This window comes from Aeromonas sp. ASNIH8 (assembly GCF_002919855.1).
GTDB classification, from domain to species: domain Bacteria; phylum Pseudomonadota; class Gammaproteobacteria; order Enterobacterales; family Aeromonadaceae; genus Aeromonas; species Aeromonas caviae.
This window is the reverse complement of the sequence record NZ_PQLN01000015.1, coordinates 1-18315: the sequence shown is the minus strand read 5'-3', so window position 1 is coordinate 18315 and position 18315 is coordinate 1. Positions and strand designations below refer to the sequence as shown.

At 60.9% G+C, this 18315-nt stretch carries 19 protein-coding genes and 1 pseudogene; 5 read left to right on the top strand and 15 right to left on the bottom strand.

Annotation, left to right across the window (positions count from 1 at the left end; all coding sequences use genetic code 11):
• The first annotated feature begins 63 nt into the window (after nt 1–63).
• The 3 genes from xni (at nt 64) to C3418_RS05985 (ending at nt 2575) form a co-directional block, all read left to right on the top strand.
• Entirely contained in the window at nt 64–861 is a 798-nt protein-coding gene (gene xni / locus C3418_RS05995) for a flap endonuclease Xni (protein WP_103858151.1), read from the top strand.
• 142 nt (nt 862–1003) lie between these two features.
• Nucleotides 1004–2011: an isocitrate dehydrogenase gene (locus tag C3418_RS05990; RefSeq protein WP_103858150.1), complete on the top strand. Its 1008-nt coding sequence runs from the start codon at nt 1004–1006 to the stop codon at nt 2009–2011.
• 120 nt (nt 2012–2131) lie between these two features.
• Nucleotides 2132–2575 (top strand): hypothetical protein, encoded by a 444-nt coding sequence (locus tag C3418_RS05985; RefSeq protein WP_103858149.1) that lies wholly within the window; start codon nt 2132–2134, stop codon nt 2573–2575.
• A gap of 66 nt (nt 2576–2641) precedes the next feature.
• Here C3418_RS05985 and rlmM read toward each other — a convergent pair whose 3' ends face one another.
• The 6 genes from rlmM to dinB all read right to left on the bottom strand — a co-directional run bounded on the left by rlmM (nt 2642) and on the right by dinB (nt 9269).
• Nucleotides 2642–3736 carry a 23S rRNA (cytidine(2498)-2'-O)-methyltransferase RlmM gene (gene rlmM / locus C3418_RS05980; protein ID WP_041214679.1) on the bottom strand — a complete coding sequence of 365 codons (1095 nt, stop codon included), beginning with the start codon at nt 3734–3736 and terminating at the stop codon, nt 2642–2644.
• Complete coding sequence (locus tag C3418_RS05975) at nt 3729–4115, bottom strand: DUF423 domain-containing protein (RefSeq protein WP_010673377.1); 387 nt, start codon at nt 4113–4115, stop codon at nt 3729–3731. Before C3418_RS05975 ends, rlmM begins: the two co-directional genes overlap by 8 nt.
• Nucleotides 4116–4158: 43 nt before the next feature.
• Complete coding sequence (locus C3418_RS05970) at nt 4159–4794, bottom strand: alpha/beta fold hydrolase (protein WP_103858148.1); 636 nt, start codon at nt 4792–4794, stop codon at nt 4159–4161.
• A gap of 12 nt (nt 4795–4806) precedes the next feature.
• Nucleotides 4807–5727 (bottom strand): transcriptional regulator GcvA, encoded by a 921-nt coding sequence (locus tag C3418_RS05965; RefSeq protein WP_103858147.1) that lies wholly within the window; start codon nt 5725–5727, stop codon nt 4807–4809.
• A gap of 286 nt (nt 5728–6013) precedes the next feature.
• Nucleotides 6014–8149 carry a methyl-accepting chemotaxis protein gene (locus C3418_RS05960; RefSeq protein WP_103858146.1) on the bottom strand — a complete coding sequence of 712 codons (2136 nt, stop codon included), beginning with the start codon at nt 8147–8149 and terminating at the stop codon, nt 6014–6016.
• Nucleotides 8150–8216: 67 nt separating this feature from the next.
• Nucleotides 8217–9269: a DNA polymerase IV gene (dinB, locus tag C3418_RS05955; protein ID WP_103858145.1), complete on the bottom strand. Its 1053-nt coding sequence runs from the start codon at nt 9267–9269 to the stop codon at nt 8217–8219.
• A gap of 218 nt (nt 9270–9487) precedes the next feature.
• On the opposite strand from dinB, the gene C3418_RS05950 reads away from it, so the two are divergent.
• Nucleotides 9488–9700, top strand: a complete 213-nt coding sequence (locus C3418_RS05950) for a hypothetical protein (protein ID WP_041214674.1) — start codon at nt 9488–9490, stop codon at nt 9698–9700.
• Nucleotides 9701–9780: 80 nt separating this feature from the next.
• Here C3418_RS05950 and nqrM read toward each other — a convergent pair whose 3' ends face one another.
• From nqrM to C3418_RS05905, 9 genes are all read right to left on the bottom strand, one after another.
• The gene (gene nqrM, locus C3418_RS05945) at nt 9781–10005 is read right to left on the bottom strand and encodes a (Na+)-NQR maturation NqrM (RefSeq protein WP_010673371.1); all 225 of its coding nucleotides are present in this window, start codon (nt 10003–10005) and stop codon (nt 9781–9783) included.
• Between the two features lie 12 nt (nt 10006–10017).
• Nucleotides 10018–11055: an FAD:protein FMN transferase gene (locus C3418_RS05940; RefSeq protein ID WP_103858144.1), complete on the bottom strand. Its 1038-nt coding sequence runs from the start codon at nt 11053–11055 to the stop codon at nt 10018–10020.
• Between the two features lie 3 nt (nt 11056–11058).
• Nucleotides 11059–12282 (bottom strand): NADH:ubiquinone reductase (Na(+)-transporting) subunit F, encoded by a 1224-nt coding sequence (gene nqrF, locus C3418_RS05935; RefSeq protein ID WP_010673369.1) that lies wholly within the window; start codon nt 12280–12282, stop codon nt 11059–11061.
• A 17-nt stretch (nt 12283–12299) separates the two neighbouring features.
• Nucleotides 12300–12896, bottom strand: coding sequence for an NADH:ubiquinone reductase (Na(+)-transporting) subunit E (nqrE, locus tag C3418_RS05930; protein WP_005303538.1), 597 nt, complete (start codon nt 12894–12896; stop codon nt 12300–12302).
• Between the two features lie 3 nt (nt 12897–12899).
• A complete protein-coding gene (locus tag C3418_RS05925; RefSeq protein WP_005303545.1) occupies nt 12900–13532 on the bottom strand; it encodes an NADH:ubiquinone reductase (Na(+)-transporting) subunit D in 633 nt (210 codons plus the stop codon).
• Nucleotides 13525–14313 carry a Na(+)-translocating NADH-quinone reductase subunit C gene (locus C3418_RS05920; protein WP_029313922.1) on the bottom strand — a complete coding sequence of 263 codons (789 nt, stop codon included), beginning with the start codon at nt 14311–14313 and terminating at the stop codon, nt 13525–13527. The genes C3418_RS05925 and C3418_RS05920 overlap by 8 nt, the downstream gene beginning before the upstream one ends.
• Nucleotides 14303–15532: an NADH:ubiquinone reductase (Na(+)-transporting) subunit B gene (locus C3418_RS05915; RefSeq protein ID WP_010673367.1), complete on the bottom strand. Its 1230-nt coding sequence runs from the start codon at nt 15530–15532 to the stop codon at nt 14303–14305. Before C3418_RS05915 ends, C3418_RS05920 begins: the two co-directional genes overlap by 11 nt.
• A gap of 3 nt (nt 15533–15535) precedes the next feature.
• Nucleotides 15536–16879, bottom strand: coding sequence for a Na(+)-translocating NADH-quinone reductase subunit A (locus tag C3418_RS05910; protein WP_069785570.1), 1344 nt, complete (start codon nt 16877–16879; stop codon nt 15536–15538).
• Between the two features lie 420 nt (nt 16880–17299).
• Nucleotides 17300–17608 (bottom strand): BolA family transcriptional regulator, encoded by a 309-nt coding sequence (locus C3418_RS05905; RefSeq protein ID WP_010673364.1) that lies wholly within the window; start codon nt 17606–17608, stop codon nt 17300–17302.
• Between the two features lie 207 nt (nt 17609–17815).
• Here C3418_RS05905 and C3418_RS05900 point away from each other — a divergent pair.
• Nucleotides 17816–18315: pseudogene (locus C3418_RS05900) on the top strand (23S rRNA (guanine(1835)-N(2))-methyltransferase); the annotation flags it as partial.

Sequence of the window (18315 nt, the reverse complement as noted above, 5' to 3'; positions counted from 1 at the left end):
TACGGGGTTAGCAGGAGACGCCACCATTGTTACAATGGCAATCCCCGACGCCCGGAGTGCCCCATGCCACACCTGCTCATCATCGATGCCCTCAACCTCATCCGCCGACTGCACGCGGTGCAGAGCCAGCAGGGACTGACCCCGGCTCAGGCCCTGCTCGCCACCCGTGCCAACCTCATCAACACCTGCAAGAAGCTCCTGGCGGCCAGCAAGCCGACCCACGCCATCGCGGTCTTTGACGGTGAGGTCCACAGCTGGCGCAAGACGCTCTATCCCCCCTACAAGGAGGGCCGCACCCCCATGCCGGATGAGCTGAGAGAAGGGCTTGCCGACCTGCAGGACGCCTTCTGGGAGTGCGGTGTGGATGCCCTGCTCTCCCAGACCGACGAGGCGGACGATCTCATCGCCACCCTGGCAAGCGGCATTGCCCAGCACGGCGCCAGCGCCACCATCATCTCCACCGACAAGGGGTTCTGCCAGCTCATCTGCCCGCAGATCCGGGTGCGGGATTACTTCAACAAACGCTGGCTGGATGCCGCCTTCGTCCAGCAGCAGTACGGCGTTACACCGACCCAGCTTGTGGACTTCTGGGCCCTGACCGGTATCAGCGGCTCCAACATCAAGGGGGTGCCCGGCATTGGCCCCAAGACCGCCACCCAGTTGCTGCAGCAATACGGGGACCTGGCTGCCATGCTGGAGGCCTGTGAGCGGGAGGAGGCCACCAGACCCCTGCTCAAGCTGCGCCAGCACCGGGAAGAGGCCCTGCTGGCCCAACGCCTGGTCCGGCTGCAGCACGATATCCCGCTCGGGTTCAACCTGCGGGAGATCCGCTACCCTCCCATCCCTGATGCCGGGGCGTGATCCCCAGCACACCATTTCCCAAGACAGGCCGTACCTGTTGACATAAATGGGTAAAATGTAAAGAAACATGGAGGATGTGGTGCAAAAATGGTATAAAGCCGACGAATCCTCCCCCTCTGTTCCCTAGAAGTGGATACGCCTCATGTCAAAAAGAAAGATTACCGTCATCCCGGGCGACGGCATCGGCCCCAGCATCATCGAATCCGCCATCCAGATCCTGACCCACGCGGGTTGTGACTTCGACTACGAATACGCAGACGCCGGTCTGGTAGCGCTGGAGAAGCACGGCGAGCTGCTGCCCCAGGCCACCCTCGACCTGATCGAGAAGAACAAGGTCAGCCTGAAAGGCCCGCTCACCACTCCGGTCGGCGGCGGCTTCACCTCCATCAACGTCTCCCTGCGCAAGAAGTTCAATCTCTACGCCAACGTGCGCCCCGTCCTCTCCTTCAAGGGCACCAAGAGCCGTTACGACAACATCGACATCATCACGGTGCGCGAGAACACCGAAGGCATGTACTCCGGTGCCGGCCAGAAGCGCAGCGATGACAACCAGAGCGCCGAGGCGATGAGCATCATCACCCGGGAAGGGGCCGAGCGCATCGTCACCTTCGCCTTCGAGCTGGCGCGCCAGGAAGGACGCAAGAAGGTCACCATCATCCACAAGGCCAACATCCTCAAGTCCACCTCCGGCCTGTTCCTGGAAGTGGCCCGTCAGGTCGCGGCCCGCTACCCGGACATCCAGAACGAGGAGATGATCGTCGACGCCGCCTGCATGAACCTGGTGATGTACCCGGAGCGCTTCGATGTGATGGTCACCACCAACCTGTTCGGCGACATTCTCTCGGATCTCTGTGCCGGTCTGGTGGGGGGGCTGGGCATGGCGCCAGGCGCCAACATCGGTGAAGGGGCCGCCATCTTCGAAGCGGTACACGGCTCTGCGCCGGACATCGCCGGCAAGAACATCGCCAACCCCACCTCGGTGATCCTCGCCTCCATCCAGATGCTGGAATATCTCGGCATGCAGGACAAGGCGGAGCGCATTCGCGAGGCCGTGCGGGCGACCATCGAGTCCGGTGCTCGGGTGACCCGTGACCTGGGGGGCACTGCGTCCACCAGCGAATTCACCCAGGCCATCATCGACCGTCTATAAATAGAGTCCAACCATATGATTTTAAAAGGGAGCTTCGGCTCCCTTTGTTTTATGCCAACGCCTCCCTACCTCCCTCGCCAGATGAATACTATGTTGATATGAGGGATAAGGAGATCCACCATGCGTGCTACTTTCATCTTGCTGATCGTCAGCAGCAGTGCCACGGCATTAGACAGGCCAGTCGACAATGCCTGGTTGACGCTGCCTCCCCAGCACGAAGCGCCAGCCAAGCAGACCTGGCAATCCACCCTGGATACCAACGATCTGCTCAAACAGCCCAAGCCGCTCTCTCTGGGGGTGGATATCACCACCGACAGCAACGGCAATCGGCAGATCACCCCCTATCAGAAGCTGAACCTCACGGCAGAGAAGAGCGTCAGCCTCTCCTTCGAAAAGCAAAAGTCCAGGATCAAGTTCAACGCTGGCGGCATCAACACCTCGGTCAAGCTTCGCGGGGATGGCGTCAAGATGCAGTTCAACCCCAGTGACAAGACCATTCCCCTGCAAATTGAGCTGAAGATCACCGACGACGAGTCCATGATGCGTCTGGACTACCGCTTCTGATGACCCAGACACAAAAAAACCGGACGTCACCGTCCGGTTTTTTCATGCCCTGTTCCCGATGCAGCTTCAGGACTTGGGGGACAGCTTGGAGACCCAGAACTTGTTGTAGACGTGCACCGTGATCTCTTCGCGATCGTGATAGAGCTGTTTGGCCTGAATGATGAAACCGCCGTCGATGTCGGCCAGCAGTCCGCGCAGCACCTCGATGTTGTGCACCGCCTCGGCGTAGCGCTTCTTCATCGGCAGCTTGAGGTTGAACATGGCTTCCTGACAGTCGTTCTCCCTGAACCAGTCGGCCACCATGTGGGTCACTCGCGCCGGCTTGTCCACCATGTCGCACACCAGCCAGTAGGTATTCTTCTTGCTCGGCCGCCACACGAAACCATCGTCACGGATGTGCTTCACCTGGCCTGTGTCCATCAGGGATTGGGCCATCATGCCGTTGTCCACCGCCGTCACCATCATGCCACGACGCACCAGCTGATAGGTCCAGCCACCCGGGCAGGCGCCAAGATCCACGGCCTTCAGGCCGGAGCACAGGCGCAAGTCCCACTCTTCCTTCGGCACGAAGACGTAGAACGCCTCTTCCAGCTTGAGGCTGGAGCGGCTCGGGGCATCGGCCGGGAATCGCAGGCGCGGGATCCCCATGTGGAAGGCAGAGTTGTTGAAGGAGTAGGAGTACCCCAGCATCAGGTGGTCATTGGCCAGGAAGAAGGCGTGGAACACGGGACGGTTCGGGGTCTCCTTCTTGGTCAGGATCTCGTTGCTGCGCAGCGCCTGGCGAAGCGGCACGGTGAACTTGCGGCAGAAGGCGGAGAGCTCCTTCGCCTCGTTGGTATCGGCCGTCTCCACCCGCAGATCACCGCAAATGGCGTAACCGCTCGCCGCCTCCAGGATGGGAGAGACCCGATCGCTTATTTCCAGATCTTTCAGCTCGTGGGTCACCACCAGCATCTGGCGAATGAAGATGAGCTCGCGGAACGGCAGCTTGCGCGCCAGCAGATCGGCCTGCTCCTCGTCATACAACTCGAAGATCACATAGCCGCTGTCGTCCTTGACCCGGGCAAAGCCGTAGCACTGCATGTTGCCGGCACGCTCGGTGATCTCTGCCGCCGCCTCTTTCTCAAAACCCGGGCGGCAATAAAGCAGCAGATTATTCATTCTTTCCTCCAAGACGACAGCCGGCCCACATCAGAGCCGCCCATCCCAACATAAAACAGAGGCCACCGGCCGGGGTGATGAGCCCCAGCCCCTTGCTGCCAAGCAGCACCATGGCGTAAATACTGCCGGAGAATCCCAGGATCCCCAGCACAAAGACGGCGCCCGCGAAGGTGATCACCTTGCCGCGCACGCCGCACAGCCCCAGCACCAGCAGGGCCAGGGCGTGGAAAAACTGGTATTGCACGGCGGTGTTGAACGCCGCCAGCAACGAAGGAGCAATGCCGGTCGCCGCCAGCCCGTGAGCGCCGTAGGCCCCGAGCATGGTGGCCGTCAGGCCGAAGAAGCCCGCCAGCACCAGCCAATGTCGTTGGATCTGCATCTTCTCTCCTTGCACGCTTCTTCTCTCGACCCGCTCGAGATGGTCAGGAGCGGCCCACCGCCGCGATAAAACCCTTGATCCGCTCCGCAGCCAGGCGCAGGTTCTCCTGCTCGCTCATACCGCTCGCCTTTCTCGGTTTGAAACCATGATCCCCGTCGGTCAGCCAGTGGACCGATACGGCGGGTGAGAAGGGGAAATCGGCCAGCTCGGCGCGGGAACCGAAGGTATCGCGCTCCCCCTGCAGCAGCAGCGTGGGCGTCGTGATCAGCTTGAGCACCTCGCCCCGCCATGCGTCGGGCTTGGCCGGGGGGTGGAAAGGATACCCGAGAACGATCAATCCTGCAGCATCCATCTCGTCGCCCCCCTCGCAAAACAGCTCGGCCGCCATCCTTCCCCCCATGGACTTGCCCGCCAGAAACAGCCGGGGATGGGCAAACTGGCGCACCATCTCGCGCCAGTGAGCCAGCAGCACGGGTTGTCTGTCCGGCGGCCTGCGTTTGCCGTCCTGAGCCCGTTTGGTCATATAGGGGAAGTTGAAGCGCACCACCTCGATCTCCGGCCCCGCCAACAGTCGCGACAACTCGGCCAGGAAGCGGTGCTCCATGCCCGCCCCCGCGCCGTGGGCCAGCAGAATGCGAACGGGGGCGTCACTCGCCCCCTCTCTTGTCAGGTCAGTCACCAGGTCAACTCCTCAGGCATCGGCAAGGCGGGCACTCCTGCGGGCCTCTTCCTGCTCCACCAGTTCCAGCATCCAGTCACGGAAGGCCACTATCTTGCCCTGATCGGACTGCTGCTCCTGACACACCAGATAGAAAGCGTTCTTGCTCACCAGCACCTGTTCGAACGGGCAGATGAGACGACCCGCCTCTATCTCCGGCTGGGCCAGCACGCTGTGGCCGAGCGCCACCCCCTGACCGTGGATCGCCGCCTGGATCACCATGGTGGAGTGGCTGAAGATGGGCCCCTGATTCACATTGGGGGCATCGATGTCGAGCTGGCGGAACCAGGCCTTCCAGTCGCGCCGGGAGGTGTCGTGCAGCAGGGTGTGACGGGTCAGATCGTCCGGGGTGCGCAGGGGCTTGGGGCCGGTCAGCAGCAGGGGCGAGCAGACCGGGATCAGGTACTCGGTGTGCAGCTTGTCCGAACGAAGACCCGGCCAGTTGCCGCGGCCGTAGTAGATGGCCACGTCCACGTCGTCGGTCAGCGACCCCTCGTCCATGTCCACCGCCTTGATCCGCACATCGATGTCCGGGTGGCGTTCGCTGAACTTGACCAGGCGGGGCACCAGCCACTGGATGGCGAAGCTCGGCTGCAGGGAGACGGTGAGCGCCCCCTTGGCGCTGCGGGCCAGCAGCTTGTCGGTCGCCTCGGAGATGGAGGCGAAGATGTCCTTGATGTCGAGGAAGTAGCTCTGCCCCTCCTCGGTCAGTAGCAGGGAGCGATTCTTGCGGCGAAACAGCTTGATGCCGAGATACTCCTCCAGCGCCTTGATCTGGTGGCTGATGGCTGCCTGGGTCACGAACAGCTCTTCTGCTGCGCGGGTAAAGCTCAAGTGACGAGCCGCGGCTTCAAACGCTTTCAGTGCATTGAGCGGAGGTAAACGACGAGACATGGAATCGGCCGACGATGAATTTTTCTAATGGGGCGCATTATAAATTGTCGGTTGCGGGTCGACCAGTGAATAAACATAATTCGCCACGCAATTCGTTGTCATATGGCTCACACCTTCTCTTCCATGTTGGTTTACATGTGGTTTTTGTGAGTGAGTCGACAGTGATTGTGGTGTTGTGTTTCTTCCTCTGCGGGAAGAAGGGCTAAATCAGGTCGATTTAACCCAGTCTGTCATCTGAATGTGTTTGGCGCCTCCGGTTGGATGGCGCCTTTTTTCTTATCCTCCCCTACACCCGGAACTGGCCCACCAGTTGCTGCTGCTTGTCCGCCAGTTGCGACAGCTCGCGCCCGTTGTCAGCGGAGGTCGCCGCTTCCGCCCGAATGGTATGGCTCACATCGCGAATGTTGCTGACGTTGCGATTGATCTCGTCCGCCACTCCGCTCTGCTCCTGCGCGGCCCTCGCGATCTGCTCGTTCATCTGGTGGATGGTGCCGACAGCCTGGATGATCTGCTCCAGCACGCTGACCGACTGCTCCACCTTGGTGAGGGTCAGATCCGCCTGGTGATGACCGGTCAGGATCGCCTTCACCACCGCCTCCGTCCCCGACTGCAACTGGCCGATGAGGTTCTGGATCTCGACGATGGCGTTCTGGGTTCGGCCCGCCAGGTTGCGCACCTCGTCGGCGACCACCGCAAAACCGCGCCCCTGCTCACCGGCTCGGGCCGCCTCGATGGCCGCGTTCAGGGCAAGCAGGTTGGTCTGCTCGGCAATCCCCTGGATCACCACCAGGATGTCGTTGATGTTGTCGCTGTTGGCGGAGAGGTGTTCCACCACTGGTTTGGCGTCGCTTATCACCGTCATCAGTCTGGACATGGCCTCCTGGGTCTGCGCCACCACGGACTTGCCCTCCTGAGCCGCCGTGTCGGCCTCATCGGCCGCCGCCACCGCCGCATTGGCATTGCCGGCGACCTGCAGGGCGGTAGCGCTCAACTCTTCAAACGCGGTCGCCACCAGATCCACCTCCTGATACTGGGACTGCATGCCGGCGCTGGTACGGGCTGCCCCTTGCGCCGCCAGGGCCGCACTGGCCCGAGTGCCCGCAACAGTGTCGATCACCTGGCTGATGGTGGATTGCAGTTTGTCCAGGAAGTTGTTGAACCACTTGGCCAGCTCGCCTATCTCGTCATCCCTGCGCAGATCGATGCGCTGGGTGAGATCCCCCTCCCCGCTGGCGATGTCCTTGAGGCGTGCCACCACGGCACGGATGGGCGCCACGATGCGCTGGGCCATCAGCCAGATGCAGAGCAGGGCGAGCGCCGAAATCCCGCCACCTATCGTGAGCTGGGTGGCCACGATGCGCTGGGCCTGATCCTCAAGCTCCCCTTGCAGTTGCAGGGCCGAGGCGAGCACCACGGCGCGGGGCAGCTCGATATAGGTGCCCCACTTGCGATCCGTACCGCGCATGCTGACCGGCACGAAGGTCTGCAACAGTGCGCCATCCGGGCTCCAGCGCGTCACCACATCTCCCTTGGTCAGCCACCCCTTGAGATCCTGCGCCAGCCCTTGCTGCTCCAGCAGATTGCCAAGGGCGACGGGGAACCCTTCCACGCCGGCCACCCGCCCTTCACTGCTGAGCAGAAGCACCTTGCCCTGCCCCTTGTAGAGGGTCCGGCCCATCTCTTCCACCAGGCTCTGCAGGGTCCCCAGGGAGATGTCGACCCCCACCATGCCAAGCAGGGAGCCCTGGTCCAGCAGCGGCACGGTTACCGAGGTCATCAACACCTGCTGGGTCCCCACCTCGTCCACATAGGGTTCGAGCAGACAGAGCGCCTTGCTGCGGATGCTGCAACTGTACCAGTCGTTCTCAAGGCCGCCGTGTCCGGAGGGCTTGTCGTTGGCCAGTATCGCCTCGTCCATCACCTCCAGGGTCACCTTGCCATCGACCCTGGCCCAATAGCTGGAGAAACGCCCCTTGTCGTTGGCCCCGAGCGCCGTCGACCCCTGATAGTTGTCATCCTCCCCGTCGAGCTGGTTGGGTTCGAATACCGCATAGACACCGAGCAGGTTCGCTGACGACTCCGCCGCATCCTGCAACTGCTGGTTGACGGCATTGCGCAGCGCCTCGGAGTGAACGAAGTTGTCGGCCGCGTTCTTGCGCTGGAACAAGATACCCTCGGCAAGCAGGGTCGCCCTGAAGTAAGCCTCATCGAGGTAGCTGGTCACCCGGGCTGCCTGGGTCGCCCCCATGGCCTGCATCCAGTTTTCTGCCGCGTGCTGCCCCTCCAGGGTGGTGGAGGTGAGCACCTGCTCCTGCATGCGGGCCGCGTTGAAAAGAGAAGAAGCCACCAGCGCGACGGCACTGGCCAGCAGACAGCAACCGGCGATCAGGGTGATCCGTCCCTGAACAGAAAGAGAACTCATGCCACTATTTCCTAACGTCTACAGATGTGAACACTGTATCGGTTTTGGATACAAAAACTTAACTAAATCAGCAGAAATCCAGGCTTAATTGATTGATTTCACCCGCTCCGGGCAAACCAACGACCAGACCGAGCAGGCGAATGGGCTTTCCTTGAGCCCGTTGCAGTCCCTCGTGCAGCAGATCGTGGAAACGTGCCGCCTGATAACTCCCCTTGCGATAAACGGTGGTCTGGTGAAAATCGGCAAACTTCAGCTTGATCCCCTGCCCCATCAGCATCTCCGCAGGGCAGGCCTTGGCAAAACGCTGCTCCAGCTCGGGAATGAGCCGGCTGAGCACCTGCCAGCAGGCGTCCTCGTCCAGCACGTCGCTGGCGAGCGTCGTCTCCACACCGATGCTCTTGCGCACCCGCCGGGCCTGCACCGGCTGATCGTCATGCCCCCAGATGCGGCCGGCCAGCATCTCCCCGAGCTTGCCGAAACGGGCAATCAGCTCCTCGTTGCCGAGCTGGCGGGCATCTTCGCACGAATACAGCCCGAGGGACTCCAGCCGCTCTGCCGTCTTGCGGCCGATGCCGGGCAGCTTGCCAAGAGGGAGCTGGCGCACGAACTCGTCCACCTCCTGGGGGCGAATGACGAACAGGCCGTCAGGCTTGCGCTGCTCCGAGGCGAGCTTGGCCAGAAACTTGTTCGGCGCCACACCGGCCGAGGCAGTCAGCCCAAGCTCGGCGCTGATGGCGGCACGGATCTCCGCCGCCATCAGGGTGGCGCTGCCACCGCAGCGGGGACTCTGGGTCACGTCGAGATAGGCTTCATCGAGGGAGAGCGGCTCCACCTGCTCGGTGTAGCGCAGGAAGATGGCGCGCAACTGGCGCGAAGTTTCTTTGTAGACGGCCATCCGCCCGGGGATCAGCACCAATGGCGGACAGAGCTTTCTGGCCAGGGCGCTCGGCATGGCAGAGCGCACCCCGAAGCGGCGCGCCACGTAGTTGCAGGTGGAGATGACCCCGCGTCGGTCGGCGGCGCCACCGATGGCGAGCGGCACCTCCCTGAGGGCCGGGTTGTCCCGCATCTCCACCGCGGCGAAGAAGCAGTCCATGTCGATGTGAATGATCTTGCGCATGGCCGTGTCTGTTGCTGTGTCGACAGCCTCCCGAACAGATCATAGGGATAGACCCTGGGCATCCGGCGAGGAGGCGTGTCGAACGACAAAAATACTGTATGAATAACCAGTTGAACGTTCCATGCTACCCCAAGCCTGTCATTTCTGCCAGTCTGCGCGCGGGCGCGGCGGCATAGACTCTCAAGGCCACATCCACACGAGACTCAAGGAGGAGAAGCATGAGCATCATCCGGGCGGGGCTCTGCCTGCTGCTGTTGCCGCTAGCGACCATGGCCAAGGATCACCCGACGGCCGAATGCAGCTGGCTGTACAAGCGCATCGAGATACTGGAAACCGCCATCAGGCAGGGGGATGAACTGGGCACCAGGGAGGAGCTGGCAAAGCGAAAGAAAGAGTTCAAGGAAAAGGCATGCAGCCAATATGACTACTGACCCCATGCCACATAAAGAACGAGCCGACCCAGGGGTCGGCTCGTTTCGTTGCAAGGCTGCCTTCAGAGCGATATCCGCCGTTAGATGATGCGGTTGTCCACCAGCATCTTGCGACGGGCCTCTTCCTTGGCCATCTTCTTCTTACGGTTGTCACAAGGCTCGGGGCAGTCGCACTCCTTCTCGATCCCGATGGAACCCAGGCCGCCACAGGAGCCGGAGATGGACTTGCGCTGGAAAATGTAGCCGATGGCCATGGCCACCACGACCATCAGAAACACCCCGAAGGTGATCAGAAAGATCTGCATGTAAGTTACCCCTTACTTCTTGACCAGATATGGTTTGAAGGCATCCGAATAGGCCTCTTCGAACCCGTCATCCGTCTTGGTGATGGTGAAGATGGCCAGCCCCCGTTCCTTGGCATAGGCCAGGCTCTTCTCCGGCCCCATGACCATGAACACGGTCGCCAACCCGTCTGCAGTCATGCAGGAGGGGTGGATGACGGTCACCGACACCAGGCGGTGCTGGATGGGCTTGCCCGTCAGCGGATCCATGGTGTGGGAGAAGCGCTTGCCGTCCAGCTCGTAATAGTTGCGGTACTCGCCCGAGGTGGCCACCCCGTTGTCACCGGGCAGGATCACCTCCTGTACGGAACCGGCATTGACGGTCGGCTTCTCGATGGCGACACGCCAGGGATGCCCCTTGCCGTTGACGCCGTTGATGCGCAGCTCGCCGCCGATCTCCACCAGATAGTTGCGTGCCCCCTGGGACTCCAGGTACTCGGCCACCTTGTCTACGCCAAACCCCTTGGCAATGGCGGAGAGATCCACGTAGAGGTCCGGGATGTCCTTTTGCAGGGTATCGGCATCGGCAGAGGTTATCACATGCAGATTGCCAAGGCCCGTCTTCTGCCGGGTCTGGGCGATCAGCTCGTCGGACGGCACCTTGCTCGGTCTGGCATCCGGCCCAAAGCCCCACAGATTGACCAGAGGACCGACGGTGACGTCCAGCGCCCCACGGCTCTCGCGGCCAATGTGAATGGCCTCGGTCACCACCCGCGCGGTATCGCGGGAAACCACCACAGGGGTATTGCTCTTGTGCTGGTTGAAGCGTGACAGCTCGGAATCCGGGCGATAGGTCGACATCTGATCGTTGACCCGCTCCAGCAAGACGTCGACCTCGGCTTGCAGCCTGGCGGCATCCTGAACAGCGCTATCTGCCACCTTGATGGAGTAGTAGGTACCCATGGTGCTGCCGGTGATGTGGATCTCCGGCTTCGATTGGACCTTTTCCTGACCGCACCCAGTCAAGAAAAAGGCTAGCCCGAAGGCTAGCCAGGTCTTTACAACGCTGTGCATGGATTAACCACCGAAGTCATCCAGCAGGATGTTCTCGTCTTCAACACCGAGGTTTTTCAGCATGTTGATGACGGCGGCGTTCATCACGGGAGGCCCGCACATGTAGAACTCGCAATCCTCAGGCGCCTCGTGGTTCTTGAGGTAGTTCTCGAACAACACGTTGTGGATGAAGCCGGTGTAGCCATCCCAGTTGTCTTCCGGTTGCGGATCGGACAGGGCGACGTGCCACTGGAAGTTGTCGTTCTCGGCCTGCAGCATGTCGAAGTCTTCTACATAGAACATCTCGCGCTTGGAACGGGCACCGTACCAGAAGCTCATCTTGCGCTTGGTCTTCAGACGGCGCAGCTGGTCGAAGATGTGGGAGCGCATCGGCGCCATACCCGCACCACCACCGACGAACACCATTTCGGCGTCGGTGTCCTTGGCGAAGAACTCGCCGAACGGACCGGAGATGGTCACCTTGTCACCGGCCTTCAGGCTGAAGATGTAGGAAGACATCTGGCCGGGAGGAGCAGTCCAGTTGCTGGGCGGCGGAGTTGCGATCCGCACGTTCAGCATGATGATGCCGAACTCTTCCGGATAGTTCGCCATGGAGTAGGCACGGATGATCGGCTCGTTGACCTTGGACTCCAGCTCGAAGATCTTGAAGCGATCCCAGTCGCCACGATACTCCTCGGGAATATCGAAGTTCTTGTACTGCACGTGGTGGGCAGGCGCTTCGATCTGGATATAACCACCGGCGCGGAACGGCACGCTCTCACCATCGGGGATCTGCAGCTTGAGCTCCTTGATGAAGGTGGCCTTGTTGTCATTGGAGATGACGGTACAGTCCCACTTCTTCACGCCGAAGATCTCTTCCGGCAGCTCGATGTCCATGTCGGAACGGACGGTGACCTGGCAGGCCAGACGCTCGCCATGACGGGCTTCGCCCTTGCTGATGTGATCCAGCTCGGTCGGCAGGATGTCGCCGCCGCCGGATTTCACACGCACCTTGCACTGACCACAGGAGCCACCGCCACCACAGGCGGAGGAGACGAAGATACCACTGCCGGCGAGCACGCCAAGCAGCTTGCCACCCGCCGGGCTGGTCACAGCCTTGGCCGGGTCGCCGTTGATGCTGATTGTCACGTCACCGGCGGTCACCAGCTTGGACTTGGCGAACAGAATGACTGCCACCAAGGCCAGCAGGATCACGGTGAACATGACCACACCCAGAATAATTTCCATCTATATTTCCTTTCCGATTACAGGGAAATACCAGAGAAGGACATGAAGCCCAGCGCCATCAGACCCGCGGTGATGAAGGTGATGCCGAGGCCGCGCAGGCCTTCCGGAACATCGGAATATTTCATCTTCTCGCGGATCCCTGCCATCGCGACGATGGCCAGCATCCAGCCTGCACCCGAACCCACGCCATAGACCACGGACTCAACGAAGTTGTAGTCACGCTGCACCATGAAGGAGACGCCGCCGAAGATGGCGCAGTTCACGGTGATGAGCGGCAGGAAGATACCGAGGGCGTTGTAGAGGGCCGGGAAGTACTTGTCCAGCGCCATCTCCAGGATCTGTACCAGGGCCGCGATCACCCCGATGAAGGTGATGAAGCTCAGGAAGCTCAGATCCAGACCGGATACCAGGGCACCGTCTTTGAGCACGTAGTTGTAGATCAGGTTGTTGGCCGGGACGGCCACGGTCTGAACCACGATAACGGCAATCCCCAGACCCATGGCGGTCTTGACCTTCTTGGACACCGCCAGGAAGGTACACATCCCCAGGAAGAAGGAGAGCGCCAGGTTCTCGATGAAGATCGAGCGAATCAACAGACTGATATAGTGTTCCATACCTTAATCCTTCGCCTCCACCTGCTTGGGATCCTTGGTGCGCACGCCCCAGATGATCAGGCCAATGATGAAGAACGCACTCGGCGGCAGCAGCAGCAGGCCGTTGGGCACATACCAGCCACCATTGTTCACCAGCGGCAGCAGCTCGATGCCGAACCAGGTGCCGGAACCCAGGATCTCGCGCACGGTGGCCACGGTCAGCAGCACGGCGCCATAACCCAGACCGTTGCCGATACCGTCCAGGAAGGAGGGCAGCGGGGCACTCTTCATGGCGTAGGCTTCGGCACGACCCATCACGATACAGTTGGTGATGATGAGGCCGACGAACACCGACAGTTGCTTGGAGATGTCATAGGCATACGCCTTGAGCACCTGGTCAACCACGATAACCAGCGAGGCAATCACCGCCATCTGGGCGATGATCCGCACGCTGTTCGGGATCTGGTTGCGGATCAGGGAGATGAACAGGTTGGAGAAGGCGGTGACCGCGGTAACGGCCAGCGTCATCACGAACGCCGTCTTCATCTGGCTGGTAACGGCCAGCGCGGAACAGACACCCAGCACCTGCAGTGCGATGGGGTTGTTGCCGAGCACAGGCGTCAACAGCAACTTTTTCATTTCGCTCTTGTCAGCCATTGTTGATTTCTCCTGCACGTACCTTGGCCAGGAAGGGACCGAAGCCCTTGGGGCCCATCCAGAAGTCGAAGGTGTGCTGTACACCATTACCGGTCAGGGTTGCACCAGACAGGCCGTCGATTTCATGCTCGGAACCAGCCGGAGCATGGCCCTTGATCACCCGCAGCGCAGGCTGACCGTTCTGGTCGAACAGCTTCTTGCCGACGAACAGCTCGCGCCAGGCCGGGTTCTCGATCTCGCCACCCAGACCCGGGGTTTCACCGTGGTCATAGTAGGTGATGCCCTTGATGGTCTGGCCATCGGCCGCGACCGCTACGAAGGCGTACATGGTGGACCACAGACCCTGGCCGTAGATCGGCAGGATGATGTTGTCGACCTTGCCTTCGGCATCTTTGGCGAAGAACACGGGAACCAGCTTGGAGATCTGACGCAGGCCGGCCTTGTCGTCGGCCGGGGCCAGACGGATGCTCTTGGCCGGGTCCTTGGCGGCAACCTTGGTGTCGAAGTTGTCGGCATCGCCGTCAACGAACTCACCGCTGGTCAGATCCACCAGACGCGCTTCAATCTTGTCGCCATAGAGCTGGGCCAGGTCACGCTTGGCCACGGCGCTGATGTCGACGCCGGCGACGGACAGGATGTTGCTTTGCTTGTCCAGTGCCTTGTTTTCCAGCTGGGCCGGACGCAGACCCACGGCAGCCACGGAGACCACGATGGAGCAGACCAGACACAGACCGGTCACTACGGCGAGGGTGCCGGTAGTAGAGTCTTTATTAAACGCCACGTGCGATCCTCCGCTTGATGTTCGCCTGTGCCACGAAATGGTCAAACAAGGGGGCAAACAGGTTGGCGAACAGAATGGCCAGCATCATGCCTTCCGGGAAGGCGGGGTTCACCACCCGGATCAGCACCACCATCACGCCGATCAGGGCGCCATACCACCACTTGCCCTTGTTGGTGAAGGCAGCGGAAACGGGGTCGGTCGCCATGAAGGCCATGCCGAACGCGAAGCCACCCAGCACCAGGTGCCAGTGCCACGGCATGCTGAACATGGGATTGGTATCGGAACCGATGACGTTGAACAGCAGGGAGGTCGCAACCATGCCGACCATGACGCCGGCGATGATGCGCCAGGAGGCGATGCGCATGTAGACGATCATGGCTGCGCCGATGAGGATCATCAGGGTGGAAACTTCACCGATGGAACCGGGCAGGTTGCCAAGGAAGGCATCCATCCAGCTGATGGCTTCACCGGTGGCACCGTTGATCAGCGCCATCTGGCCGCCCTGGGCCCACTGGCTCAGTGCGGTTGCGCCGGAGAAGCCGTCAACAGCAACCCAGACCGCATCACCGGAGATTTGACCCGGGTAGGCGAAGAACAGGAAGGCACGACCCGCCAGCGCCGGGTTCAGGAAGTTTTTGCCGGTACCACCGAACACTTCCTTGGCCAGCACCACACCGAAGGTGATACCCAGGGCAGCTTGCCACAGGGGCAGCTCGGGCGGCACGATCAGGGCGAACAGGATGGAGGTCACGAAGAAGCCTTCGTTGATCTCGTGCTTGCGCACCATGGCGAACAGCACTTCCCAAAAACCACCGACGATGAAGACGGTGATGTAGATCGGGAAGAAGTGCGCCGCACCGATCAGCATCTTGCTGCCGATGCCGGCGACGGCCGGATCCAGCGAGGCACCGAACAGGGTGGCCAGGGCGTATTGCCAGGAATCGGCACCGGCCGCGCTGCCCATGTGGGCGATGGCGGCGATGGACTGGTTGCCGACGTTGTACATGCCCCAGAACATGGCCGGGAACACGGCCAGCCACACCATGATCATCATGCGCTTCAGATCGATCGCATCACGGACGTGGGCGGCATTGCGGGTCACGGAACCCGGGGTATAAAACAGGGTGTACGCCGCTTCGAACAAGGCATAGTACTTTGCGTACTTGCCACCCGGCTCGAAGTGATGTTCCATATTTTCAAGAAGTTGCTTGAAACTCATCGCTTAACCTTCCAGTTCGATCTTGGTCAGGCACTCACGCAAGACGGGGCCGTACTCTGTCTTGCCGGGGCAGACGAAGGTACAGAGCGCCAAATCTTCCTCATCCAGCTCCAGGCAGCCGAGCGCCTGCGCGCTGTCGGTATCACCGGAGATCAGATCCCGCAGCAGCAGGGTCGGCAGGATGTCGAGCGGCATCACACGCTCATAGTTGCCGATAGGCACCATGGAACGATCACTACCGTTGGTGGTGGTAGTGAAGTTGATGAGTTTGCCCTTCATCAGGTGAGAGAGGGTGGTACGGGTGATGGAGAACTTGTTGGCACTGGGTTTGACCCAGCCCATGAACTCTTTCTCACGGCCTTCGCCCAGCACGCTCACCTGGTTGTGGAAGCGACCCAGGTAGTCATGGACCCCTTCGGCCTTGGCACCGCTCAGCAGGGAACCGGAGATGATGCGGTTTTCGTCCGCACGCAGCTCGTTGTTGGTCAGCTGGCTGAGGCTGGCACCCAGACGGGTACGCAGCAGACGCGGCTTGATGACGTTCGGGCCAGCCAGGGAGATCACCTTGTCGGTAAAGATCTGGCCGGTGGTGAACAGCTTGCCGTAAGCGATCACGTCCTGATAGTTGATGTGCCACTGCACCTTGTTGGCACCGACCGGATCCAGGAAGTGGATGTGGGTGCCCGGCAGACCGGCGGGATGCGGACCGACGAACACGGCTTCCTTGACCTGGGCCAGGGAGGAGTGCGGCAGGCTGGCTTCGCCCTTGCAGACGTGGACGGTACCATCGGTCAGGCGGGTCAGCACGGCCAGACCGTCGAGGAAGGCCTGGGCCTGTTCCTTGATGATCAGCTCCGCACTGGCGGCCAGCGGGTTGGTGTCCATGGCGGTGACGAAGATGGCGCGCGGGGTGGAGCCCACGGCCGGCACCTTGCTGAACGGGCGGGTACGCAGCGCGGTCCATTGGCCTGATGCGACCAGGATCTCCTGCACCTTGCTGCGCTCGAGCTGTGCCAGCTCGGCGGAGGCAAAATGCGCAAAGGTCACCTGCTCGTCGGACCCATCAATGTCGATGACGACGGACTGGAGAACACGCTTGGCACCACGGTTGATCTCAGAAACCACACCGGTGGCAGGGGCCGTGAATTTAACGCCGGGATTCTTCTTATCTTCGAAGAGCTCCTGACCTTTAATGACGCGATCACCTACTTTGACAAACATAGTAGGACGCATCCCCACGAACTCTTCGCCGAGTGTAGCAACACGGGTGATGGCCGGGCCATCGTAGATTACTTGCTCCGGAGCACCCAGCACGGGGATGTCCAGTCCTCTTTTAATTGTAATCATACTCACTTGCACTACCGTTAAGGGAAGACAGGTTGGTTAGCGCCGAGAAATACATCACGACGAGTTGTTGAATGAGCCCGTCAACATCGCGGAAAGCTGTCGAAGAAATAAACAAATCAGCAACATACAGGATCATTCAAAAGCGCCTGAGTTTACCACCTTAGGCGAGTTAGCCGCCACGCCAAATGGGGAAAATCCCCGCCCTATCACAAAATTAACCTTCACTGAATATTTCGCGCACGTCCTTGCAAACCGTGGTTTTAAAGGACTTTTCGCAAAACTAACCATATAGGGGTATTTTTCAGGCGCAAGGAAAAGGATTAGAAAAAATAATGATCCTCCCCCTCATCCCTGGCGGCACACCATTCGTGATAGCGCTGTTAATGGCCCGAGGAAGGCGCCATCAGAAGGTCCAACGGCTCATGCAAAGGGGGATTTGCTGACGCAACCCGGCGTCTTTGGCGCCTGCTCCCTGGCCTGCCACTCGGATTCGGTATAGGTATGCAACGCCAATGCATGAATGGCTCCCGCCAACTCGTCGGCCAGCACCCCGTTCACCTGACGATGGCGCCCCAGCAAACGCTGTCCCTCAAACGCCTGGCTCACCACGACTACCTTGAAGTGGCTTTCGGAGCCCGGTGCCACCCTGTGCATGTAGCTTTCATTGATCACTTCCAGGTGGCTCGGGGAGAGCGCGGCGGCCAGCTTGGCCTCTATCTGTTGTTGCATGCTCACGGTAAGGACTCCTCGTTGAATATCCGGCCATTGTAGCCAGGGTTGTGCGCCCGATGCATCAGGTACGAAGGATCCGCTCGCTCTCGCCGCACCGGACTGGTGAATTTCTCCGCCGCCGCTAGAATAGCGCCACTTTCACCGCTGCCGGGCAACACGGGGCAGACGGTCGCCATTCATCAATCACACGTTGGACTCTTGCCTATGCAAACCCTGCTCGACACGGCCCACTGCCGCCTGACCCTGTATCGTTACCCGCGGCAGAGCCAGGATCCCCTGCAGGCCTGGGATGCGGCGGACGAGTACCTGATAAGCCACCTTGCCGAATCGCAGCAGGCACCTGACGGCCCCGTCATCATCATGAACGACGGCTTCGGCGCCCTGGCAGGCTATCTGCATGCCCACGCCCCCGTCTGCGTGACCGACTCCCACATCAGCGAGCGGGCCACCCTGGCCAATCTGGCGGAAAACGGGCTGGATCCCCACGCCATCACCCTGCAGGATGCCCTGGCCCCCCTGCCCGATGCCCCCCACCTGATGGTGATCACGGCCTCCAAGTAACACGCGCTCCGTGAGCCGCAACTGCTTGACCTGCGCGGGGTCGTCACCCACGCGCCACCCATCATTGCTTCACACCAGTACAAGGACATACACACATCCACCCCCCCAAGGTCCACACAGAAACTGCGCCGACCACACCCCCC

Bases quoted from the DNA above. Each gene is read 5' to 3' on its own strand.
- dinB (WP_103858145.1), bottom strand. From the start codon at position 9,269: ATGCGCAAGATCATTCACATCGACATGGACTGCTTCTTCGCCGCGGTG.
- C3418_RS05910 (WP_069785570.1), bottom strand. From the start codon at position 16,879: ATGATTACAATTAAAAGAGGACTGGACATCCCCGTGCTGGGTGCTCCG.
- C3418_RS05985 (WP_103858149.1), top strand. From the start codon at position 2,132: ATGCGTGCTACTTTCATCTTGCTGATCGTCAGCAGCAGTGCCACGGCA.
- nqrE (WP_005303538.1), bottom strand. From the start codon at position 12,896: ATGGAACACTATATCAGTCTGTTGATTCGCTCGATCTTCATCGAGAAC.
- nqrM (WP_010673371.1), bottom strand. From the start codon at position 10,005: ATGCAGATCTTTCTGATCACCTTCGGGGTGTTTCTGATGGTCGTGGTG.
- C3418_RS05950 (WP_041214674.1), top strand. From the start codon at position 9,488: ATGAGCATCATCCGGGCGGGGCTCTGCCTGCTGCTGTTGCCGCTAGCG.
- nqrF (WP_010673369.1), bottom strand. From the start codon at position 12,282: ATGGAAATTATTCTGGGTGTGGTCATGTTCACCGTGATCCTGCTGGCC.
- C3418_RS05915 (WP_010673367.1), bottom strand. From the start codon at position 15,532: ATGAGTTTCAAGCAACTTCTTGAAAATATGGAACATCACTTCGAGCCG.
- C3418_RS05905 (WP_010673364.1), bottom strand. From the start codon at position 17,608: ATGCAACAACAGATAGAGGCCAAGCTGGCCGCCGCGCTCTCCCCGAGC.
- C3418_RS05940 (WP_103858144.1), bottom strand. From the start codon at position 11,055: ATGCACAGCGTTGTAAAGACCTGGCTAGCCTTCGGGCTAGCCTTTTTC.
- xni (WP_103858151.1), top strand. From the start codon at position 64: ATGCCACACCTGCTCATCATCGATGCCCTCAACCTCATCCGCCGACTG.
- C3418_RS05990 (WP_103858150.1), top strand. From the start codon at position 1,004: ATGTCAAAAAGAAAGATTACCGTCATCCCGGGCGACGGCATCGGCCCC.
- rlmM (WP_041214679.1), bottom strand. From the start codon at position 3,736: ATGAATAATCTGCTGCTTTATTGCCGCCCGGGTTTTGAGAAAGAGGCG.
- C3418_RS05960 (WP_103858146.1), bottom strand. From the start codon at position 8,149: ATGAGTTCTCTTTCTGTTCAGGGACGGATCACCCTGATCGCCGGTTGC.
- C3418_RS05925 (WP_005303545.1), bottom strand. From the start codon at position 13,532: ATGGCTGACAAGAGCGAAATGAAAAAGTTGCTGTTGACGCCTGTGCTC.
- C3418_RS05975 (WP_010673377.1), bottom strand. From the start codon at position 4,115: ATGCAGATCCAACGACATTGGCTGGTGCTGGCGGGCTTCTTCGGCCTG.
- C3418_RS05965 (WP_103858147.1), bottom strand. From the start codon at position 5,727: ATGTCTCGTCGTTTACCTCCGCTCAATGCACTGAAAGCGTTTGAAGCC.